The sequence below is a fragment of the Lysinibacillus fusiformis genome (genome assembly GCF_003049525.1).
GTDB lineage: Bacteria > Bacillota > Bacilli > Bacillales_A > Planococcaceae > Lysinibacillus > Lysinibacillus fusiformis.
Genome location: NZ_PYWL01000011.1, coordinates 45,029 through 62,327 on the forward strand (window position 1 = coordinate 45,029; position 17,299 = coordinate 62,327).

Below are 17,299 nucleotides of genomic sequence, written 5' to 3' on the forward strand. Positions count from 1 at the left end.
TTATTTAAATATGATATTCAATTTCGTCCACAAAATCCCATTCATATGGTGTCTCTTGGTATACGTAGTAGTTCAACCAGTTGGAGAACAATAAATGCGTATGGGCACGCCATGTATTCATCGGTGCCTTTGCTGGATCATCATTTGGGAAGTAGTTTACTGGAACGTCTATATGGATGCCCTTGGCAACATCGCGACTGTATTCATCGGCTAATGTTGTCGCATCATATTCTAAATGACCAGTAATCATAATGTTTTTATTATCTTTGGATTGCACGATAAATACACCTGCATCCTCTGAATAGGATAATAAGCGTAAGTCTGGATGATTGCGAACCTCGTCAATCGAGACAGATGTATAGCGAGAATGAGGGGCTGTAAATAAATCACTAAAGCCTCGTACTAAATCTACTGTTAAATCAGTAATCACATGAGAATAAACGCCGGAGCATTTAGCAGAAAGCTCGACCTTTCCAATTCCATAATGATGATATAAAGCGGCCTGTGCCCCCCAACATATATGTAGCACGGATGTCACATTCTTTTTGGACCAATCCATAATTTCAGCAATTTCCTGCCAATAGTTAACGTCTTCAAATGGCATTTTTTCTACTGGCGCACCCGTAATGATCATACCATCATAGCGTCGATGACGAATTTGGTTAAACGTTGTGTAGAATAATTGTAAATGAGATTTACTGACATTTTTAGATTCATGAGTAGCTGTGTTTAAAAAAGTAATATTCACCTGTAATGGTGTATTTCCTAGTAATCGTAGTAATTGTAGCTCCGTTTTTTCTTTTTCAGGCATCAAATTTAAGATTAATATATTTAATGGACGTATTTGCTGTGTTCTCGCACGGTCCTCTTCCATTACGAAGATTTTTTCCTCACGTAAATGTTCTCCAGCAGGTAAATTTTTCGGAATATTAATTGGCATCTTGCGTTCCCCTCTCTTTTTTTGCTCCTTTTTCTAAAAATTAAAAAATCCTCCACATTCCATATGAGATAGAATGAGAAGGATTTTTTTCACGTTCACTCTTATCTCTCAAAGGAAAAACCTTTGCTGGAATTAGCACCTTTCTAACATTTGTTAGAGGTTGCTGAAGCGTCATCGGGCCAAATCCCTCTGCTTCTCTTGATAAGATTATTTAATTATCTTGAATTGTAACATGGACTAGTTAGAATATCAATAATTCATAGAATATTTTGTTATTCCTATGCATGTTCTCCAATCATTTGATAAACACTAAGCTTGCTGTATATGGTTATTCTACATGAAATTTTATGGTAAACATGCCGCTATTATGTTACCATATATCTTTAGTAATAGAGAGGAACGTGAATACTTTGATTAATATTGAATTTCCAAAACCAGATGTAGTCATTCGCCAACGCGAACAAGATGTAAAACCAGGTGATGTCCCAATTACACCATACTTTGGTTTCATCGACTTCCACAAAATCACACGTGATAAAGGCGGCATTTTCTTATTCTATAATGAAAAGAATGAGCTATTATTTGTCGGCAAAGCACGTAAAATTCGTCAACGCATTAAAAAACATTTTGAAGACAATGTATCTCCGTTGAAAAACTATCGTGACGAGGTCTTCAAAATTGAAGTCTATGAAGTAGAAGATCCTATGGAACGTGAAATTTATGAAACATATGCGATTAATACGTTCCGCTCCAAATACAATGTAGATAAAGTATTTTATTAATATCAACAAAAACCGAAATCTCTTTTTTAGGGATTTCGGTTTTTTTATTACATCATAGTCATGCGATCTATCGCCATGCTTTTGCCGTTAATATATAGCTCAATAATCGTCAGCTCAGGGTTTTTATTGATGGCATAGACATACGGTTGAGCTTCTTTCTTTTGCTCGCTTCCTTCCTTGAAATGAATGACTAACCGATCTTCATTTGCTGCCACACTTGCTAGCACATTTCCTTTCGAAAACATGACAAGATAGTACGTCATGTCATCTTCATACAATAACAGAATTCTTTCTTGAGCTATAATATGCTGTTGGATATGGTCAGGAACGATGGTTAGCTCCTGAATCTTAGGTGGAACTAGCAGCGGTGCAGAATCACATCCGCCAATCCATAATACATAAAACAATACTGGCAACATCCATTTTTTCAAGATGCTCCCCTTCCCTTATAGCTACTCTAAGAAAAATGCTTTACGTTCTTTAGCAATCCAGTCCTCAAGCTCTTTATCATCACGCTTCACTAGTCGATTGATAAGAACATCATGCCAAACATAATCCTCTAATAAATAAATATGCACAGGATCATTCGTTATAAAAGCGGTTTCCTGGTTTGACGGCGAGTGACCATAAATCATTTCTTGTCCATCAACCGATAAAATAAACCAATGGGGTGTAGAAGTCTTTCTCGTATAGTGTGTGGCTCTGTGCTGATCGATAGATGCCAGATGCTCCCCGACATATAAGGTAATGCCATGCACCTCCACATGCTGTGATACCCCTTCGATATCCTCGCGTAAGGCATCGTACATATCTTCCCACATCGATAGGATGACTTTTGTCTCTGCTTTTTTTAATAAGGTTTGACAATAATTGATGATTGTCTGCTTCCCTTTTAGCATTAACACTTTAGGTTCCGTTTCTTGTTCTTTCGTTTCTAGTTTTTCTAATTGATCACTAATCGACGTAAAATTCGATTGCCAGCGCTGTTGAACTTGCTGCAAAAACATCTCGACAGGAATGGAAGAATAAGTCGTTTGATCCGCCGTTTCCTCTTTCAGTACGAATCCCTTCTCAACAAGACCATTTAATATGTCATAGATTCTAGCTCTTGGTATCCCAGAGTTTTTGCTAACTTGGTAGGCACTGACATGACTATTTTGTACGAGTGCTGTATAGGCCTTTGCCTCATATTCTGTCAATCCCAGTTCTTTTAATTGGGCGATTAATTCATTCATATCATCCCTCCATATTTTTATTATAGGCTACTGTTGTGAACATTTGCCAATGAAAAAATTAGGCTTTACAGCATCGAATAAATTAGTTACTATTTCAGTAGTAACTAATAAAGAAGAGGTGTAAGCATGGTTTTTGATGTGGATGTACATATTTTAATACTATTGATTTCCTTTGGATTTTTGGCAGCATTTATCGATTCTGTCGTTGGAGGTGGTGGTTTAATTTCCTTACCAGCCTTATTGTTTGTTGGCTTAAATCCCGCCGCTGCAGTAGCAACCAATAAATTAGCTGGCACGATGGGCTCACTCACATCGTCCATTTCCTTTTACCGTTCTGGTCAGCTTGAAATTCGATCTGTCCTGAAATATTTCCCTCTCGCCTTCATTGGATCATTATGTGGTGCTTGGACTGTTCATTTAATTAACCCAGCCCTATTAAAACCATTAATGCTTATCATGCTGGCGGCTGTTGGGATATATACGATCTTTAAAAAGGATTGGGGCGCTGTCTCAACGGTTAAAAATCTATCTAAAACGCACTTATTTTTATTTATGATGCTATTATTTGCTATTGGGTTTTATGACGGGTTTCTTGGTCCTGGAACGGGCTCTTTTTTAATCTTTAGCTTCTTGCTTGTTGGCTTTGATTTTTTAAAGGCGGCAGGAAATGCGAAATTTTTAAATTTAGCAAGTAATGTGGCAGGTGTTTGTATGTTTGCTTACTTAGGTCAAATCCATTATGTATATGGTTTAGTTATGGGGGTTGCTCAAATTGGTGGGGCTATGCTTGGCTCTCGTATGGCCATTCAAAAAGGAAGCGGCTTTGTCCGTACGCTTTTTATCATTGTGACGATGACGCTCCTTGCAAAAAATGCCTACGATTATATGATTCATTAAATAAAAACAACGCCACAGTCAAAAATCTGCGGCGTTGTTTTACATTATATGAGGAAATGCTCGTCCTTAAATTTATGACTAGTAGCAAGACTGACGATTACAAAAATAATGAAGGAAGCTATAATAGGAATCGTAACGGTATGCATACCGAAAGCGGTCGGATAGAACCTGTCAATGAAAATATACAAAGCCATACCTGAAATCATTGACGAAATGGCGCCATATTTGTTTGCTTTCCTCCAGTATAACCCGAGAACTACCGTCCAAATAAAGACTGCCTCAAGTCCACCAAATGCAAATAAATTTAACCACACTAATAAATCAGGTGGATGGAGTGCAAAGAGGACAACCGCTAAGCCAATGACCGTTGTTACTATAAAACTGGCACGCTTAATCTCTGCATCACTTGCCTTTGGCTTCATGTAATTTAAATAGATGTCTTTGACAACCGTAGAGCTTACTAGCATGAGCAGTGCATTGACAGTAGACATGGTAGCGGCCATTGGTGCTGCTAAGACAATCCCTGCTAAAAATGGCGGCAGTACCTTCAATGTTAAGAGTGGCATGACTTTATCACCAATATCGATGCCAGGTAGGACAGGTCGTGCTAACACACCAATTAGATGCATCCCAAACATGATCGTCCCGATGGCAATCGTGCCTATAATGATCGCTAAGTGCATACTTTTAGAATCCTTATAACTCATCGCACGCACGGCGATTTGCGGAAGACCGACCACCCCCACACCAATTAATATCCAAAATGTTGAAACATACAGAGGTGTTAAATCCCCTTCTGCTCCAAATGGAGATACGAAATTGGGATTCTCTGCGACCAACGAGGTCATAATTTTATCGATGCCTCCACCTGCAATAATAGTACCGATTAATAAAATGACAGTTCCGATAACCATGATGGAGCCCTGTACAGTATCCGTTAAAGCAACTGCTCGGAAGCCACCAATAATAACATACACTAAAACTGAAATCGCAAATATAAACAGTGCCGCCGTATAATGTAAGCCTGTTAAAGACTCAATTAAACGGGCTCCTCCTACCCACTGCGCCATCATCGCTGAAAATAAAAAGACAATAATACTAATAGCAGACAGAATGACAATGACATGGCTTTTATAGCGTTCTCGTAAAAAGTCGATAAGCGTAATAGCTTGGTAACGACGAGCAATAATCGCAAATTTTTTCCCTAAAATCATCAGGACAAAATAGCCAGCAGGTAGCTGTGCCATGGCAAGTAGCACCCAGCCCAGCCCTTTCGTATAAGCTACTCCTGGCCCTCCGATAAAGCTACTCGCACTACCATATGTAGCTATCATTGTCATCGCTAGGATAAATCCACCCATTTCTCGACCACCAAGGAAATACTCCTGTAGAAACGAGTTAGAAGAGCGGACATGTTTATTGGCCCACAAACCAATTCCAAAAATAATAATTAAAAATAATAGCAATGGAAATACAACTTGCCAATGCATTAGCGCTCCTCCCCCTCATCTTCAAATGGAACCTCTTTAAAGAAGAGCTTCATAACGATCCAGATGAGCAGGATCATAAAGCCTGTCCCTGCGATACAGCTATAGAAAAACCAAGCAGGAAAACCCAAAACATACGAATAATTTGCGGGATCCCCTGCACCTAGTCCATAAGCAAAGCCAAACCAAATCGCAAAGTTGACAAGGACTAATCCAATTCCAATAAGCGCCTCTCGATGCGCAATTTTAAAGCGTTGATCTTTCACAAGACAATCCCCCTAACCTACTCTATTTTACTGATATGTTGGTCTGATGGGAAGAGATGTGAAAAAATAAGCGGTAACAAGAACTAAACAACGATAAACAGAGGTTCTTGCACGATTATCAGTCTTAAAAGCGCAATAACCTTCGCCTATTACATGAGACGAAGGTTATATGCAAAGTCAATTTTTATTGGAGCTTTTCCCAAACTTAAAATGTTCCAACGCTAAAGAATTGTGCATGTTGAATAAAAATAATAGGTTCTCCTTGTAATGACGCTATTTTTGATGGCTCTGTCGATTCCGATAATAGAAACACGAGCACTTTTATTCACATGGCGTAGCATCTACAAGCATATGCAAAGCCTTTTTATCGATTTTACCGACGCTTGTTTTCGGTAATTCCTCTAAGAAAAGGATTTGTTTAGGGATTTTAAACCTACCTAGCTGTTGATGACACAGGTCGTGGAGTTCATCTAAAATGGTCGCTACTTGATTGTGACAGACAATGAAAGCTGTCACGACCTCTCCCCAATAGTCGTCTGCTATGCCAATTACGGCAACCTCCTGTACATCAGGGTGCTGTAATATACACTGTTCGACTTCCTGAGGATAAACATTTTCACCACCAGAGATGATCATTTCTTTTCTACGTCCAACAATAAAGAAATCGCCATCCTCATCCATCATAGCTAGATCGCCCGTTTTTAACCAACCATCTTGCATAATACTGGCCGTTTCCTCCTTGTTATTCCAATAGAAACGAAACATATGCTTGCCTTTTACTAATAGCTCCCCCACTTCACGAGGTGCACAATTATGTCCAGTCGGTTTGATGATTTTAGCTTCAATGAATTGCATGCTTTTCCCAACGGCTCCTTTTTTGGCATAGGCATCCTCGCGAGCAATGAAAAAGTTATTAGGTCCTGCCTCCGTCAAGCCGTAGCCCTCTTTAAAAAATAACCCTTTCCTATAAAATGCATCGTAAATTGGATGAGGACATGGGGCACCACCTGATAAAAATACTTTCATCGAAGGAAATTGATTTTCCTGAAAATATTTCGAGGCAATCATTGCTTGATACATCGTTGGGACAAAAAGTGAGATTGTTGTTTCATATTGGTTTGTAGCTCGCAGTGCTGCCTCCGCTTCGAATTTATCACCAATAATAACAGTCCCACCAGCCATCAGTAAGGGGATACAAAGCGCATTTAAGCCACCTGTATGAAACATGGGCATATAATTTAAAGTACGATCTTTGTCGTGCAAACCCCAGCTAATAATTGTATTCATGGCATTCCAATTGACTGACTCAAAGGATAACACGACCCCCTTTGGCCGACCTGTTGTCCCCCCTGTATAAATCATGAGCCAAGGATCATCTACTTCCATAGTTTGCTTATTAACGCTCCCTTTCTTCTGTTGCTGGATACTATGCAGCGAAAACATTTTGTCTAACACGATTGGACAAGTATCCTCCTCTTCAAACAAGAGGATTGAAGGGGTAGCATCCTCCAAAATTTGGGCTAGTTCCTCCTTACTCAAACGCCAATTTAACGGCACATAAATAAGTCCGCGCAGCCCACAGGCAAAGAGAACAGCAAAAAGTTGAATATGATTTTTGGCAAAAACTGCGACTCTACTTCCCTTCAATAGCTGCTGACCCTCGAAAAATTGACACCATTTACTGATTTCCTCACTTAATTGCTGATACGTCCATTGCTCTGCTGTAGCTAGATTAATCAATGCAATGTGGTGAGGTGTTAATGCAGCTCGCTTTAAAATCCACTCGTGCTCAACAAACATGTAGAAAACCTCCCGTCACATCATAATGGCGCCATCCACATGAAGTGTATGACCATGGACGTAGGAGGCTTCATCAGATGCTAAAAACAAGTAAGCATTAGCAATATCGCGAGGTGTGCCTAAACGCTGCAATGGGACGATCGATCGCATTTGAGCAAGGATATTTTCAGGCATTTTCTTTACCATATCGGTTTCTGTAAAGCCAGGAGCAACCGCATTGACATTAATCCCTTTCCGCCCTAATTCCTTTGCCCATGTTTTAGTCATTCCTACAATCGCCGCTTTTGTGGCTGCATAATTCGTTTGACCAACATTGCCATAGACACCACTTACAGAGGATGTATTAATAATTTTTGCCACTCCCAGCCGCAACCATATGGGGAATGACTTCCTGTGTACAGTGAAAAACACCTGTCAAATTGACATCTAACACTTGTTGAAATTGATCCTCCGTCATCTTAGTTAGCATGGCGTCTCTTGTAATCCCTGCATTATTCACTAGAATATCGATACATCCTACTTGCTCAATGACGGTTGCCACTAATTGTTTTACGCTCTCCCGATTCGCTACATCCACTTGTATAAATGTCGCCTTTTCACCTAAATGTTGTGCTACAGCATTCCCCGCATCGTTATCATAGTCAGCAATAAAAACCACTGCCCCTTCTTCGATAAAACGCTCAGCAGCCGCATAGCCAATACCATTGGCGGCACCTGTAATAATGGCGACTTTATTGTTTAAGCGCATAATTTCTCCCTCCAATTTCTAAAAAGGTTTCAATTTCAGCTGTCAGCTGTGCGACATCATCCACTAATGGCGAGTGCCCACAATCTTTTAAGCCCACAAATTGAGCCTGCTTGCCCAGATCCTGAAGCAATTCTGCATTCATTTTTTCCGTAATGACTAAATCACGATCTCCTCTTAATACTAAAATGGGAATAGTAAGAAGTAGGGCTTCGTGTGTCCCTTTAGCCACCTCATGATCAACTACACTTATATTAAAAGTATTCAGTGCATGATAAACTTCCGCTAAATTTCGCTGTGTCAGCATATCCTCAACATATTCTTCATATTTTTCCTTGCTCGGCTGGTGATGGATATAAATTAAAGAATTCCACAGTGACTGTAAGCCTTCTCTATTTTTCGTATGATAGAAGCCCTGTATAAGCTTCGTTTTCGATGTATCCACAAGTACCTCTTCATAGCTATACGCTCTCTTAAATGAGGCAGGATTGCCCGTTCCTAAATCCGTGTAAAATGGATAGCCACGTGTGGAAGCAGATGCTAGTAAAATCAGTCGTTGACAATAGCCTGGATAATTGGCGGCAAACTGTAGACAGACTGCTCCCCCCGTTGACCAGCCAATCATATCAAAGGTTTGTAATTGCAAAGCATCCACAAATAATTTGACATCCCCACTAAAATCTCTGATGGACGAAATAGGCTGATGGTAGGAAGATCCACCAAAACCTCGTAAATCAATCGCATAAATCGTAAATTTTTCATCTAAAGCATCCATTAGTAAGTCCCAATGCTTAGAGGAGGTCATATTCCCATGAACCAGCACTAAAGGATGCCCTCCACCCGAACGTTTTCGATAGGCCATCGTTTCCCCATTTGCTAACTGAACCGTTTTTAACATTGCACTTCCCCCTTATCCCCAACGTATTGTAATAGCCCCCCATACATAGCCAATGCCTGCACTAACCAATGTAACAATATCGCCAGCTTGTATTCGATTTTGTTCTAAGGCAAGCTGTAAGGACAATATTTGATCAATCTGACCAATATGCCCATATTCTTGTAAATAAATAGATTGCTCGGGCTGCAGACCAAGCTCCGTTAAAATATAGTCATGGGCGGATCTTTTCATATGCAGCATCGCTAAATAATGTAACTGCTCTTCCCTATATCCACTTTTCGATAAAGAGCTACGAATGACCTTCAAAAAGTTGCTTAAAGATTTCTGTTCTAACCGTTCTTTCATGCCAATCGGATCTAGAACATCCAACTGATATAAATGTTCTGTTAAATGAGAGGGTGTTAATGGTGTTTTCGTGCCACCAACAGGAACGACGACATCCTCAGAAAAGGTGCCATCTGTCATGATATCCGCCTCTAAAAGCTGGTTTTTTGGATAGTTTTTTTGTAACAGCATAGCGCCTCCACCAGCTGCCAAATTATACATAAAGCGTGTTCGTGGATTGCTATAATTGATAAAATCAACATTGCGATAACCACCAGCGATGAGAATTGTGTTGATCGTGTCGTCGGAGGCCATTAAGCTTTTTGCGACCTTCAGCGCCATAATGGTCGTGCCACAACGTAATTGCACATCAAATGCCCACGCATTGACTGCACCAAGCTCTTCCTGCATTTTGATGGAGGCTGTCCATAAAGGATATTCCTTATGCTCCTCTCCCATATAAATAACAACATCAATATCTTTCGGCTCTATATGTGCTTTTTTAAGGGCATCCTGTGCTGCCCATATCCCCATTTGCACGGTATGATCATGCTCTCCAGGAATCGGTTTTTCATGAATGCCCATTTTTTGACGGATAATATCCTCTGGAATATTGGAAAGATCCGCAATTTCATTGGATGACATTCTGTTTTGTGGTAGATAAATACCTGTACTGACAATCCCTACTGTCATTCAAATCGCTCCTTTTCCTGCGGCAAGGCAACCTGTGTTTTTCTGTTCTTTACTTTTCCTCGCCATTTCCATATGAGCAAGCGAAGTGTACCAATAAGGCCCTTTGGGAAAAAGATCACCGCTAAAATATAAAGAATGCCAAAGAAAATAATCCAACGTTCAAAAATAGGATAATCTCGTGCCAATCCAGATAATGTGTGCTGAGCATATTCAATGACTGCTGACCCTAATAATGGTCCCACTAAAGTGCCGACACCACCAATAATGGTCATTAATAAAGCATCGAGTGTAATATCCATCGTCATTACACTTGTATTAACGAAGCGTAGGGATACGGCATATAAAGAACCTGCGAAGCTCGCAACAATGCCTGCCACAACTGAAGCAATGACTTTATAATGCAAGGTGTTGAAGCCTAATGATTTCGTCCGTTGTTCATTTTCACGAACAGCAATTAAAATTCGACCTGTCGGAGAATTAACGAAGCGATAAAGGGCTAAAAAGATTAAAACTAGGCTCCCGAGTACAAAAAAATAGAACGTCATACGATCTCTAAACATATCTGGTGCTCGAAATGTAAAGCCATCATTGCCGTAAGTAACCGTGCGCCATTTTTCAGCTAGTACTAGAAATAACCCTGAAAAGGCTAATGTCAGCATAGCAAAGAAATGACTTTTCAAACGAAGTGTCAGTAGCCCTACTAAGAAGCTAATGAGTCCTGCTAACAGCATGCCAATCACGATGGAGAGGACAAAAATAACCATAGTATTTTCCATCTGCTTGAGCATAACCGCTGTTGTATAGGCACCAATACCAAAAAACATGGCATGCCCAAACGACACGATTCCTGTATAACCTAGTAAAATATCATAGCTCATTGCTAGTATCCCAAAAATGAAAATTTGCGTTAATAAAATAAGTAATGTCCTTGAATCATTAACAAAAGGAAGGATGAAAAATATCCCAAATAATAGGAAAAATGCGATATGGCGTAAGGCAATTTTTGGCTTCATGATGTTCGCTCCTTTCGCAACGCAAACAGTCCTTGAGGGCGGAAGATTAATACAATTGCCATTAATATCATATTGACTGCAAGTGATAGGACGGGCACATAATAAGCCATAAAGCTACCTGCTAGTCCTACTAAAATAGCCGCCAGCAAGGAGCCGGAAAAACTGCCCATTCCACCAATGACTACCACAATAAAGCCTAAAATAGCGTATTCCATACCCATTTCTGCATAGATTACGCCTGAATAGGGAGCCATCAACATGCCACTTAGTGCTGCAAGTGCCGCACCAATCATGAAAACATATAAAAACACACGTTTAATATGAATACCAAGAGCCTGTGCCATTTCCTTGTCTTGAACGCCTGCCCGAACAATTAAACCAATCTTCGTGCGCTTCAGCATATATTGGAAAATCCCAAAAATCACAAATCCAGTGACAATAATAAATAACCGATATTTGATGATAATAACGTCACCAATTTCCCAGCTACCAGATAAATAACTTGGTGTTTTCACGGCAACACCATTCGGGCCAAAGACTACTTTAATTAGCTCCTGCAAAACAAGCATCAATCCTAACGTTATTAAAATTTGCTGAATATGATTGCCGTAAACAGGTGTGATAATTAATTTCTCTGTGATAAATCCTAGCAATGCCCCCGTTAAAATAGCACCAATAATCCCTACGATGAAACTTTCCGTATACATATAGGTGAAGATTCCCGCATAAGCCCCCCAAACGAATAACCCACCATGCGCGAAATTTAACACATCCATTAAGCCGAAAATTAACGTCAAGCCTGCCGCTAGTAAAAATATCAGCATGCCTGTTGCCAAGCCATTAATGATTAAATTGACAAACAGCTCCAATGATGGTCACCCCCTTTATCCAATGCCCAAATACTTGCGTTTTAGTTCTTCATTATCAATAAGTTCCTTCATATTGCCTGAATGTACAGTTCTGCCATCATCAATCAATGTATAAGTATCACCGATTCGGCTAGCCATCATAAAGTTTTGTTCCACAAGAACAATGGACGTCTTCTTTTTCATTTCCACAATGGCTTCCATCACCTTTTCAACGACTATTGGTGCTAGCCCTTTCGACGGTTCATCAATCAAAATTAACGGACTATCATTGATAAAAGCTCTTGCCATTGACAGCATTTGCTTTTGGCCACCTGATAAATGGCCGCCAGCCTTCTTCCAAAACTTCTTTAAGTCTGGAAAAAGCTCAAGCACATATTGCTGTCGCTCTACCGTCGCTGTATCCTCCTTACGCATCGCTACCTTCATATTCTCCTCTACCGATAAATCAGCAAAAATCCCTTGATTTTCTGGAACATAGCCTATCCCTAATTTGGCCACCTTGTAAGTAGGACTTTTTTTAATAGAGTGGGAGCGAAAGGCGATTTCTCCCTTTGTGGCAGGTGTTAAGCCCATAATCGTTTTCAGCGTTGTCGTTTTACCTGCACCATTCCGACCTAGCAATACTGTCACCTGCCCCTCCTTCGCTTCAAAATTTACGCCCTGTAAGATGTGATATTGTCCGATATGCGTATGAACCTCATTTAGTGTCAGTAAGGTGTTCATCGTACAATCCCCCCAAATATGCATGTTGTACGGTGTCATTATTCATGATTTCCTCAGGTGATCCATCTGCTAATAATTGACCATTAAACAACACCATTATCGAATCCGATAAATCTAAAATCATATCCATTTTGTGTTCAATAAGCAAAATGGTCTTATTTCCCTGCTGTTTTATTGTGCGAATCACTTCTAAAATGGTTGGTACTTCCTCTAAAGACATGCCAGCAGTTGGTTCATCCAGTAACAGAATTTCCGTATCTAACGCAAGCAGCATAGCAATCTCAAGCTTCCTTTTCTCCCCATGTGAAAGCATCGTTGTAAGGGCGTCGCGTTTATTATCTAGTAACACAAGTGCTAATAGCTCTTCTGCTTTTTCAGTGATCGCCTTATAGCTTTTATAGTGCCGAAATAGCTGATAACGGATTTTCTCCTTGGACTGCACAGCTAAACGAACATTTTCTAAAACCGTTAAGTTTGGAAAAACATTCGTAATTTGAAAGGATCGACCTAAACCCATACGTGTTCTTTCAATGGCCGACTTTTGTGCCAATGATTGCCCCTTAAAATAAACATCACCCGCAGTTGGCTTTAATTCACCACTAATTAAATTAAAGAATGTTGTTTTACCCGCACCATTCGGTCCAATAATGGACTTCAGATGCTTTTCAGGCATTTGAAAATTGACACCATCCACCGCTGTATGCCCACCAAAACGGATTGTTAAATTATCAGTGTGTAATATAGGCTCCATCTCTACTCCCTTCCCTTCTACTAGTTATGTAGAGAGACAGAATTTCTGCCTCCCATATGCTAATTCATAACAGGTGGGGCTGTTTCCTCAGGACTCAGCTCACGAATAAGGACTGGTACTGGGTAATCCACACCTTCTTGATTTTCTAATCGAATGGAATACATAGATTGAAGGGCTTGGTGATCCTCTTCACGGAAGGTCATCGTGCCTTTCGGTGTCTCAAATGACATGCCTTCCATCACATCAATTAGCTTATTGGCATCGGCATCCCCATCCGATTTCTTCAATGCCTCTACAATCGAAATAGCTGCGGACATACCTCCAGGTGTAAATAAATCCGGTACCTCATTGAAACGTTTTTGATGCTCCTCCACTAACCATTTATTCACATCATTTTGAGGTAACGTATGATAGTACACGGAGAAGCCTTCCATACCAACTAATGGATTCATAAATTGAAGCGCAATAATATCAGGCGCACCCGTAGAAATTTTAATGCCTTTTTCTTGAATTTTAAGATCAGCAATTTGATTCCAAGGAGAATTTGCCCCTGCCCATACGACAAATAAATAATCTGGCTTAGCATCCATCACCTTTTGCAGATTCGACGTAAAGTCTGTTGCGGCTGGATCTGCATACTCCTCTAGCACAATTTCTGCTCCCAACTTCTCTGCAGCTGTCTTAAATGCATTCACACCGTCCCAGCCAAATGAATAATCTGGCGCAAACGTTGCAATCTTCACACCATCTCCCGCAATAGCTGCCGCCGCAGCATACGCATCCTGTGATGAATTACGTCCTGTACGGAAAATATATTCATTAAATTCTGACCCTGTAATACTATCTGCTACCGCAGGCTCCACGACCATAATTTTTTCATACTCCTCTGCAAGTGGAAGGACAGCCAACGTATCACCAGAGCTTGACGAACCTACTAGAAAATCAACCTGATCATCCTCTAATAGCTTTGTGGCCTTTTGTACAGCCACCTCAGGCTTCGTCTCCGTATCCTCATAAATAATCTCAATTTTTTTCCCATTGACCTCCATCGTACCCCCAGTGGCATACTTTATCCCTAAATCAAATCCACGCTGCGTTTGTTTTCCATAAGACTCAAGTGCCCCTGTTAACGAAGCAAGCACCCCAATCCTAATCGTTTCCCCTTCCGCCGTAACAGCCTTCGTCTCACCATCAGTAGTATCTGCATCCGCAGCCTCTTCCTTCGTATCTTTTTCGCTACAAGCCACCAACAACACAGCTACCATCACTAAAAGAAACCAAAACCAATGCTTCCTCATCCCATATCCCCCTTCAAAATTCTCTCCAAAGAAAGCGCTTTCGTTGCTATGACCTCACTATATAAAAGACCAGTTACAAATTAGTTACAAAAAATGATCCGGCCAAGAGGACCGGATCATTTTTCTGTCCCGAAAGTGAAGTGAAACGCAACGGCAGGGACAAAACAGGTTTTTATCTGCACGAAAAGTGCAGAGTATTTTTCTGTCCCGAAAGTGAAGCATAGCGCAACGGCAGGTCAAAACTCACCTCTAAATTAAAAAGCGTGTGAAATTTTACAATCAGTAAAATTTCACACGCTTTGCCGTACAATTACAAGAAAGGGATATCGCTTCTGCCACCCACCATTTAGTCGAAAATAATCCAGAGATATCCTTCTAGAAATTGTATTAAGTAATCTTCAGACAACTCCAAAGATTACTTTTTATAATGACTACTTTATTCATGCAAAAAGACCCTTTCAAAAGTAGAAAGAGTCTTTTATAGAAAAATGTTGAAATTAACGTTTTGAGAACTGAGGTACACGACGAGCGCCACGTTCTAAATTCAAACCGATAAAAAAAGAAGACAAAAACGTTGAAAGTACAACATTTTTGTCTTTTATATTTTGGAGCTATTCTTTCGATACTCCCGACTGCATACTGTAATTTCTAATGAGCATACCATTGGATTTCATCATTCCAAATTTCTCATACAAAGGAACTAAGTCATCGTCACAACATAGATCAATCATGTATATATATTGAAGCTCAATGAGCATTCTATTGATTAATTCCTTGCCAATACCTTTACTTTTATAAGGAGGAAGCACTTCAAGAAATGGTATATAGGCAGATAGAACTCCATCACTAATGGCTGTTATAAATCCAACTATTTGATTGGATTGCTCATCAAGAGCCATAACGACTTTGCTGCTATTTTCCAACAGCTTTAGATGTGTTTGTGGGCTTGGTGGGTTCGGCCAATCGACAAAAAAGCCCTTTAACATATCAGATGAAATATCCTCTAGATTGTTTTTATATAGTAACAAATACTAGCTCCCCCATTCATTTAGCATATCCTATCGATAGTTTACTAGCCATTTGTTGACCGCCTCAAACATCGATTTAGCTTGTAGGTACCTATTTTGACCATTCCTGTTTTAATACGCTATACAATAATGAATCTCGCCAAACATCATCCTTCATTAACAAGTTTTCGCGCAGAATCCCTTCTTTTGTCATTCCTATTTTTTCTAACACTTTGGATGATCCAATATTTCTTGGGTCGCATGTTGCATAGATGCGGTGGAGGTTTAATGTTTCAAAACCGAAAGTTATGACTAACTTAGCACTTTCCGTAGCTATGCCTTTTCCCCAGTATTCAGGGTTTACGATGTACCCAATTTCTCCAACCTTGTTTGTAAAATCCCTCATCATGAGCTCTACCGCACCTATTAGCTTTCCTTGATAAATAATGGCAAACACATATCTTTCTCTTGGCGTCAGCTTTGCTTCTTTCAGTACATCATGAATAAACTCTTTAGAATCCTCCTCAGTATTCGGCCCCCAGATTTGATACTGACAGACAATTTCTTGTGAGGCATATTGATGAACATCTGCCCAGTCATGTTCCATGAATTCTCGTAAAATGACCATGTCACTTGCTAGTATTAAGTCATTATTTTTAATCATTTTGATTATGCCTCCCTTGTTCTGCCTCTACTCGATTCAACCATTCACTCATTAAATTGGTAAACAACTCAGGTTGTTCAATTTGCAAATTATGACCAGCGATATCTACTATTGCGAAGGTTGCTCTAGGGAATTTTTTTAAAATCGCAAAGGCATCCTCATAACCAACAACGGAATCCTGTTTGCCTAATAGGAAGATGGATGGTTTAGCAAAGGACTGTTCATCCACAGCAAAAGAGAAGCTGTAACTTTGCTGAATTTTTTCTAAAAATGCATGATCTGCTATACTACATCCTACTAGAACCTCTGCTGTATATCGCTTCCAATTATAAGCATTCAGAACAACTTGATTTGACTGAAAATCTACTAGCTCCTGCTGGCTTAATGTTGATAAAAAGGCATAATCTGATGTCACAACACAATGTTCTGGCACTGTACGTTGCTCCTTCTCTGGAATAATAAGAGGACAAATAAAGGCAGCCCCTAAAAGCCGCTCAGCTGACTTTCGCATAATTCCACGCGCTAAATAGCCCCCATAAGATTCACCCACCAGCAAGTAGGGTTCATCGGGAATCAGTGCTTGTATAAATTCATTGACCACTTCTAACATTTCATCTGAGTTTTGAATCGATGAATAGTTCGTAGTCTTACCCATCCCAGGAAGGTCAAAATAGATACGTTTCCACCCCTCTTGCTCTAAAAAAACCGGCTCCATACACCCCTTCATTAACCGATGATCAGGCGTAAAACCGTGTAGCATAATAATAGGTATTCCTGTTCCGATTATTTCATAGTAAATATTCGCTTTACTAGTCTGACAAAATGGCATTGTTGTACCTCCGAATATATGGTCTAAAATAAAGTTTTCTTTCACGTTCGAATCATGAGTCCCCCACACTGAGTAAGC

At 40.0% G+C, this 17,299-nt stretch carries 18 protein-coding genes, 1 pseudogene and 1 riboswitch; of the genes and pseudogenes, 2 read left to right on the forward strand and 17 right to left on the reverse strand.

All coding sequences use genetic code 11. From position 1 onward, the window contains the following. Window positions 1-4 precede the first annotated feature (4 nt). Entirely contained in the window at window positions 5-940 is a 936-nt protein-coding gene (gene metA, locus C9J29_RS19120) for a homoserine O-acetyltransferase MetA (protein ID WP_090002691.1), read from the reverse strand. Between the two features lie 98 nt (window positions 941-1,038). Then, window positions 1,039-1,148: riboswitch (SAM riboswitch) on the reverse strand. 202 nt (window positions 1,149-1,350) lie between these two features. Here metA and C9J29_RS19125 point away from each other — a divergent pair. Further along, window positions 1,351-1,722, forward strand: a complete 372-nt coding sequence (locus tag C9J29_RS19125; RefSeq protein WP_008178740.1) for a nucleotide excision repair endonuclease — start codon at window positions 1,351-1,353, stop codon at window positions 1,720-1,722. A gap of 47 nt (window positions 1,723-1,769) precedes the next feature. On the opposite strand, the gene C9J29_RS19130 is transcribed toward C9J29_RS19125, so the two are convergent. Both C9J29_RS19130 and C9J29_RS19135 read right to left on the reverse strand, forming a co-directional pair. Further along, window positions 1,770-2,153 carry a hypothetical protein gene (locus C9J29_RS19130; protein ID WP_237068876.1) on the reverse strand — a complete coding sequence of 128 codons (384 nt, stop codon included), beginning with the start codon at window positions 2,151-2,153 and terminating at the stop codon, window positions 1,770-1,772. Between the two features lie 21 nt (window positions 2,154-2,174). Beyond that, on the reverse strand, window positions 2,175-2,957 hold the full coding sequence (locus tag C9J29_RS19135; protein WP_089987196.1) for a TrmB family transcriptional regulator: 783 nt from the start codon (window positions 2,955-2,957) through the stop codon (window positions 2,175-2,177). A gap of 126 nt (window positions 2,958-3,083) precedes the next feature. Here C9J29_RS19135 and C9J29_RS19140 point away from each other — a divergent pair, with 126 nt between their 5' ends. Continuing rightward, window positions 3,084-3,854, forward strand: a complete 771-nt coding sequence (locus C9J29_RS19140; RefSeq protein WP_090002692.1) for a TSUP family transporter — start codon at window positions 3,084-3,086, stop codon at window positions 3,852-3,854. 44 nt (window positions 3,855-3,898) lie between these two features. Here C9J29_RS19140 and panF read toward each other — a convergent pair whose 3' ends face one another. The 14 genes and pseudogenes from panF to C9J29_RS19210 all read right to left on the reverse strand — a co-directional run bounded on the left by panF (window position 3,899) and on the right by C9J29_RS19210 (window position 17,221). Then, on the reverse strand, window positions 3,899-5,344 hold the full coding sequence (panF, locus tag C9J29_RS19145) for a sodium/pantothenate symporter (protein ID WP_089987197.1): 1,446 nt from the start codon (window positions 5,342-5,344) through the stop codon (window positions 3,899-3,901). Further along, a complete protein-coding gene (locus C9J29_RS19150; RefSeq protein WP_008178730.1) occupies window positions 5,344-5,607 on the reverse strand; it encodes a YhdT family protein in 264 nt (87 codons plus the stop codon). The genes panF and C9J29_RS19150 overlap by 1 nt, the downstream gene beginning before the upstream one ends. A gap of 321 nt (window positions 5,608-5,928) precedes the next feature. Continuing rightward, window positions 5,929-7,407, reverse strand: a complete 1,479-nt coding sequence (locus C9J29_RS19155; RefSeq protein WP_096364643.1) for a class I adenylate-forming enzyme family protein — start codon at window positions 7,405-7,407, stop codon at window positions 5,929-5,931. A 15-nt stretch (window positions 7,408-7,422) separates the two neighbouring features. Further along, window positions 7,423-8,155, reverse strand: a pseudogene (fabG, locus tag C9J29_RS19160) (3-oxoacyl-ACP reductase FabG). Further along, complete coding sequence (phaZ, locus tag C9J29_RS19165) at window positions 8,139-9,050, reverse strand: intracellular short-chain-length polyhydroxyalkanoate depolymerase (RefSeq protein ID WP_107922616.1); 912 nt, start codon at window positions 9,048-9,050, stop codon at window positions 8,139-8,141. Before phaZ ends, fabG begins: the two are co-directional and overlap by 17 nt. Before the next feature lie 12 nt (window positions 9,051-9,062). Beyond that, the gene (locus C9J29_RS19170; RefSeq protein WP_008178722.1) at window positions 9,063-10,067 is read right to left on the reverse strand and encodes a 3-oxoacyl-ACP synthase; all 1,005 of its coding nucleotides are present in this window, start codon (window positions 10,065-10,067) and stop codon (window positions 9,063-9,065) included. Beyond that, a complete protein-coding gene (locus tag C9J29_RS19175) occupies window positions 10,064-11,080 on the reverse strand; it encodes a branched-chain amino acid ABC transporter permease (RefSeq protein WP_008178720.1) in 1,017 nt (338 codons plus the stop codon). The genes C9J29_RS19170 and C9J29_RS19175 overlap by 4 nt, the downstream gene beginning before the upstream one ends. Beyond that, window positions 11,077-11,949: a branched-chain amino acid ABC transporter permease gene (locus C9J29_RS19180; protein ID WP_107922617.1), complete on the reverse strand. Its 873-nt coding sequence runs from the start codon at window positions 11,947-11,949 to the stop codon at window positions 11,077-11,079. The genes C9J29_RS19175 and C9J29_RS19180 overlap by 4 nt, the downstream gene beginning before the upstream one ends. A gap of 15 nt (window positions 11,950-11,964) precedes the next feature. After that, window positions 11,965-12,672, reverse strand: a complete 708-nt coding sequence (locus C9J29_RS19185; RefSeq protein ID WP_008178717.1) for an ABC transporter ATP-binding protein — start codon at window positions 12,670-12,672, stop codon at window positions 11,965-11,967. After that, on the reverse strand, window positions 12,647-13,423 hold the full coding sequence (locus C9J29_RS19190; RefSeq protein ID WP_025116332.1) for an ABC transporter ATP-binding protein: 777 nt from the start codon (window positions 13,421-13,423) through the stop codon (window positions 12,647-12,649). Before C9J29_RS19190 ends, C9J29_RS19185 begins: the two co-directional genes overlap by 26 nt. Before the next feature lie 59 nt (window positions 13,424-13,482). Further along, window positions 13,483-14,721 carry a substrate-binding domain-containing protein gene (locus C9J29_RS19195; protein ID WP_107922618.1) on the reverse strand — a complete coding sequence of 413 codons (1,239 nt, stop codon included), beginning with the start codon at window positions 14,719-14,721 and terminating at the stop codon, window positions 13,483-13,485. A gap of 611 nt (window positions 14,722-15,332) precedes the next feature. Continuing rightward, complete coding sequence (locus C9J29_RS19200; RefSeq protein ID WP_328005606.1) at window positions 15,333-15,749, reverse strand: GNAT family N-acetyltransferase; 417 nt, start codon at window positions 15,747-15,749, stop codon at window positions 15,333-15,335. 91 nt (window positions 15,750-15,840) lie between these two features. Beyond that, window positions 15,841-16,392 carry a GNAT family N-acetyltransferase gene (locus C9J29_RS19205; RefSeq protein WP_107922619.1) on the reverse strand — a complete coding sequence of 184 codons (552 nt, stop codon included), beginning with the start codon at window positions 16,390-16,392 and terminating at the stop codon, window positions 15,841-15,843. Further along, window positions 16,385-17,221 carry an alpha/beta fold hydrolase gene (locus tag C9J29_RS19210; RefSeq protein WP_089987391.1) on the reverse strand — a complete coding sequence of 279 codons (837 nt, stop codon included), beginning with the start codon at window positions 17,219-17,221 and terminating at the stop codon, window positions 16,385-16,387. Before C9J29_RS19210 ends, C9J29_RS19205 begins: the two co-directional genes overlap by 8 nt. Window positions 17,222-17,299 lie beyond the last annotated feature (78 nt).

Coding starts and splice junctions, on each gene's coding strand:
- metA (WP_090002691.1), bottom strand. CDS start 940: ATGCCAATTAATATTCCGAAAAATTTACCTGCTGGAGAACATTTACGT.
- C9J29_RS19135 (WP_089987196.1), bottom strand. CDS start 2,957: ATGAATGAATTAATCGCCCAATTAAAAGAACTGGGATTGACAGAATAT.
- C9J29_RS19140 (WP_090002692.1), top strand. CDS start 3,084: ATGGTTTTTGATGTGGATGTACATATTTTAATACTATTGATTTCCTTT.
- panF (WP_089987197.1), bottom strand. CDS start 5,344: ATGCATTGGCAAGTTGTATTTCCATTGCTATTATTTTTAATTATTATT.
- C9J29_RS19155 (WP_096364643.1), bottom strand. CDS start 7,407: ATGTTTGTTGAGCACGAGTGGATTTTAAAGCGAGCTGCATTAACACCT.
- phaZ (WP_107922616.1), bottom strand. CDS start 9,050: ATGTTAAAAACGGTTCAGTTAGCAAATGGGGAAACGATGGCCTATCGA.
- C9J29_RS19170 (WP_008178722.1), bottom strand. CDS start 10,067: ATGACAGTAGGGATTGTCAGTACAGGTATTTATCTACCACAAAACAGA.
- C9J29_RS19175 (WP_008178720.1), bottom strand. CDS start 11,080: ATGAAGCCAAAAATTGCCTTACGCCATATCGCATTTTTCCTATTATTT.
- C9J29_RS19185 (WP_008178717.1), bottom strand. CDS start 12,672: ATGAACACCTTACTGACACTAAATGAGGTTCATACGCATATCGGACAA.
- C9J29_RS19190 (WP_025116332.1), bottom strand. CDS start 13,423: ATGGAGCCTATATTACACACTGATAATTTAACAATCCGTTTTGGTGGG.
- C9J29_RS19195 (WP_107922618.1), bottom strand. CDS start 14,721: ATGAGGAAGCATTGGTTTTGGTTTCTTTTAGTGATGGTAGCTGTGTTG.
- C9J29_RS19205 (WP_107922619.1), bottom strand. CDS start 16,392: ATGATTAAAAATAATGACTTAATACTAGCAAGTGACATGGTCATTTTA.
- C9J29_RS19210 (WP_089987391.1), bottom strand. CDS start 17,221: ATGCCATTTTGTCAGACTAGTAAAGCGAATATTTACTATGAAATAATC.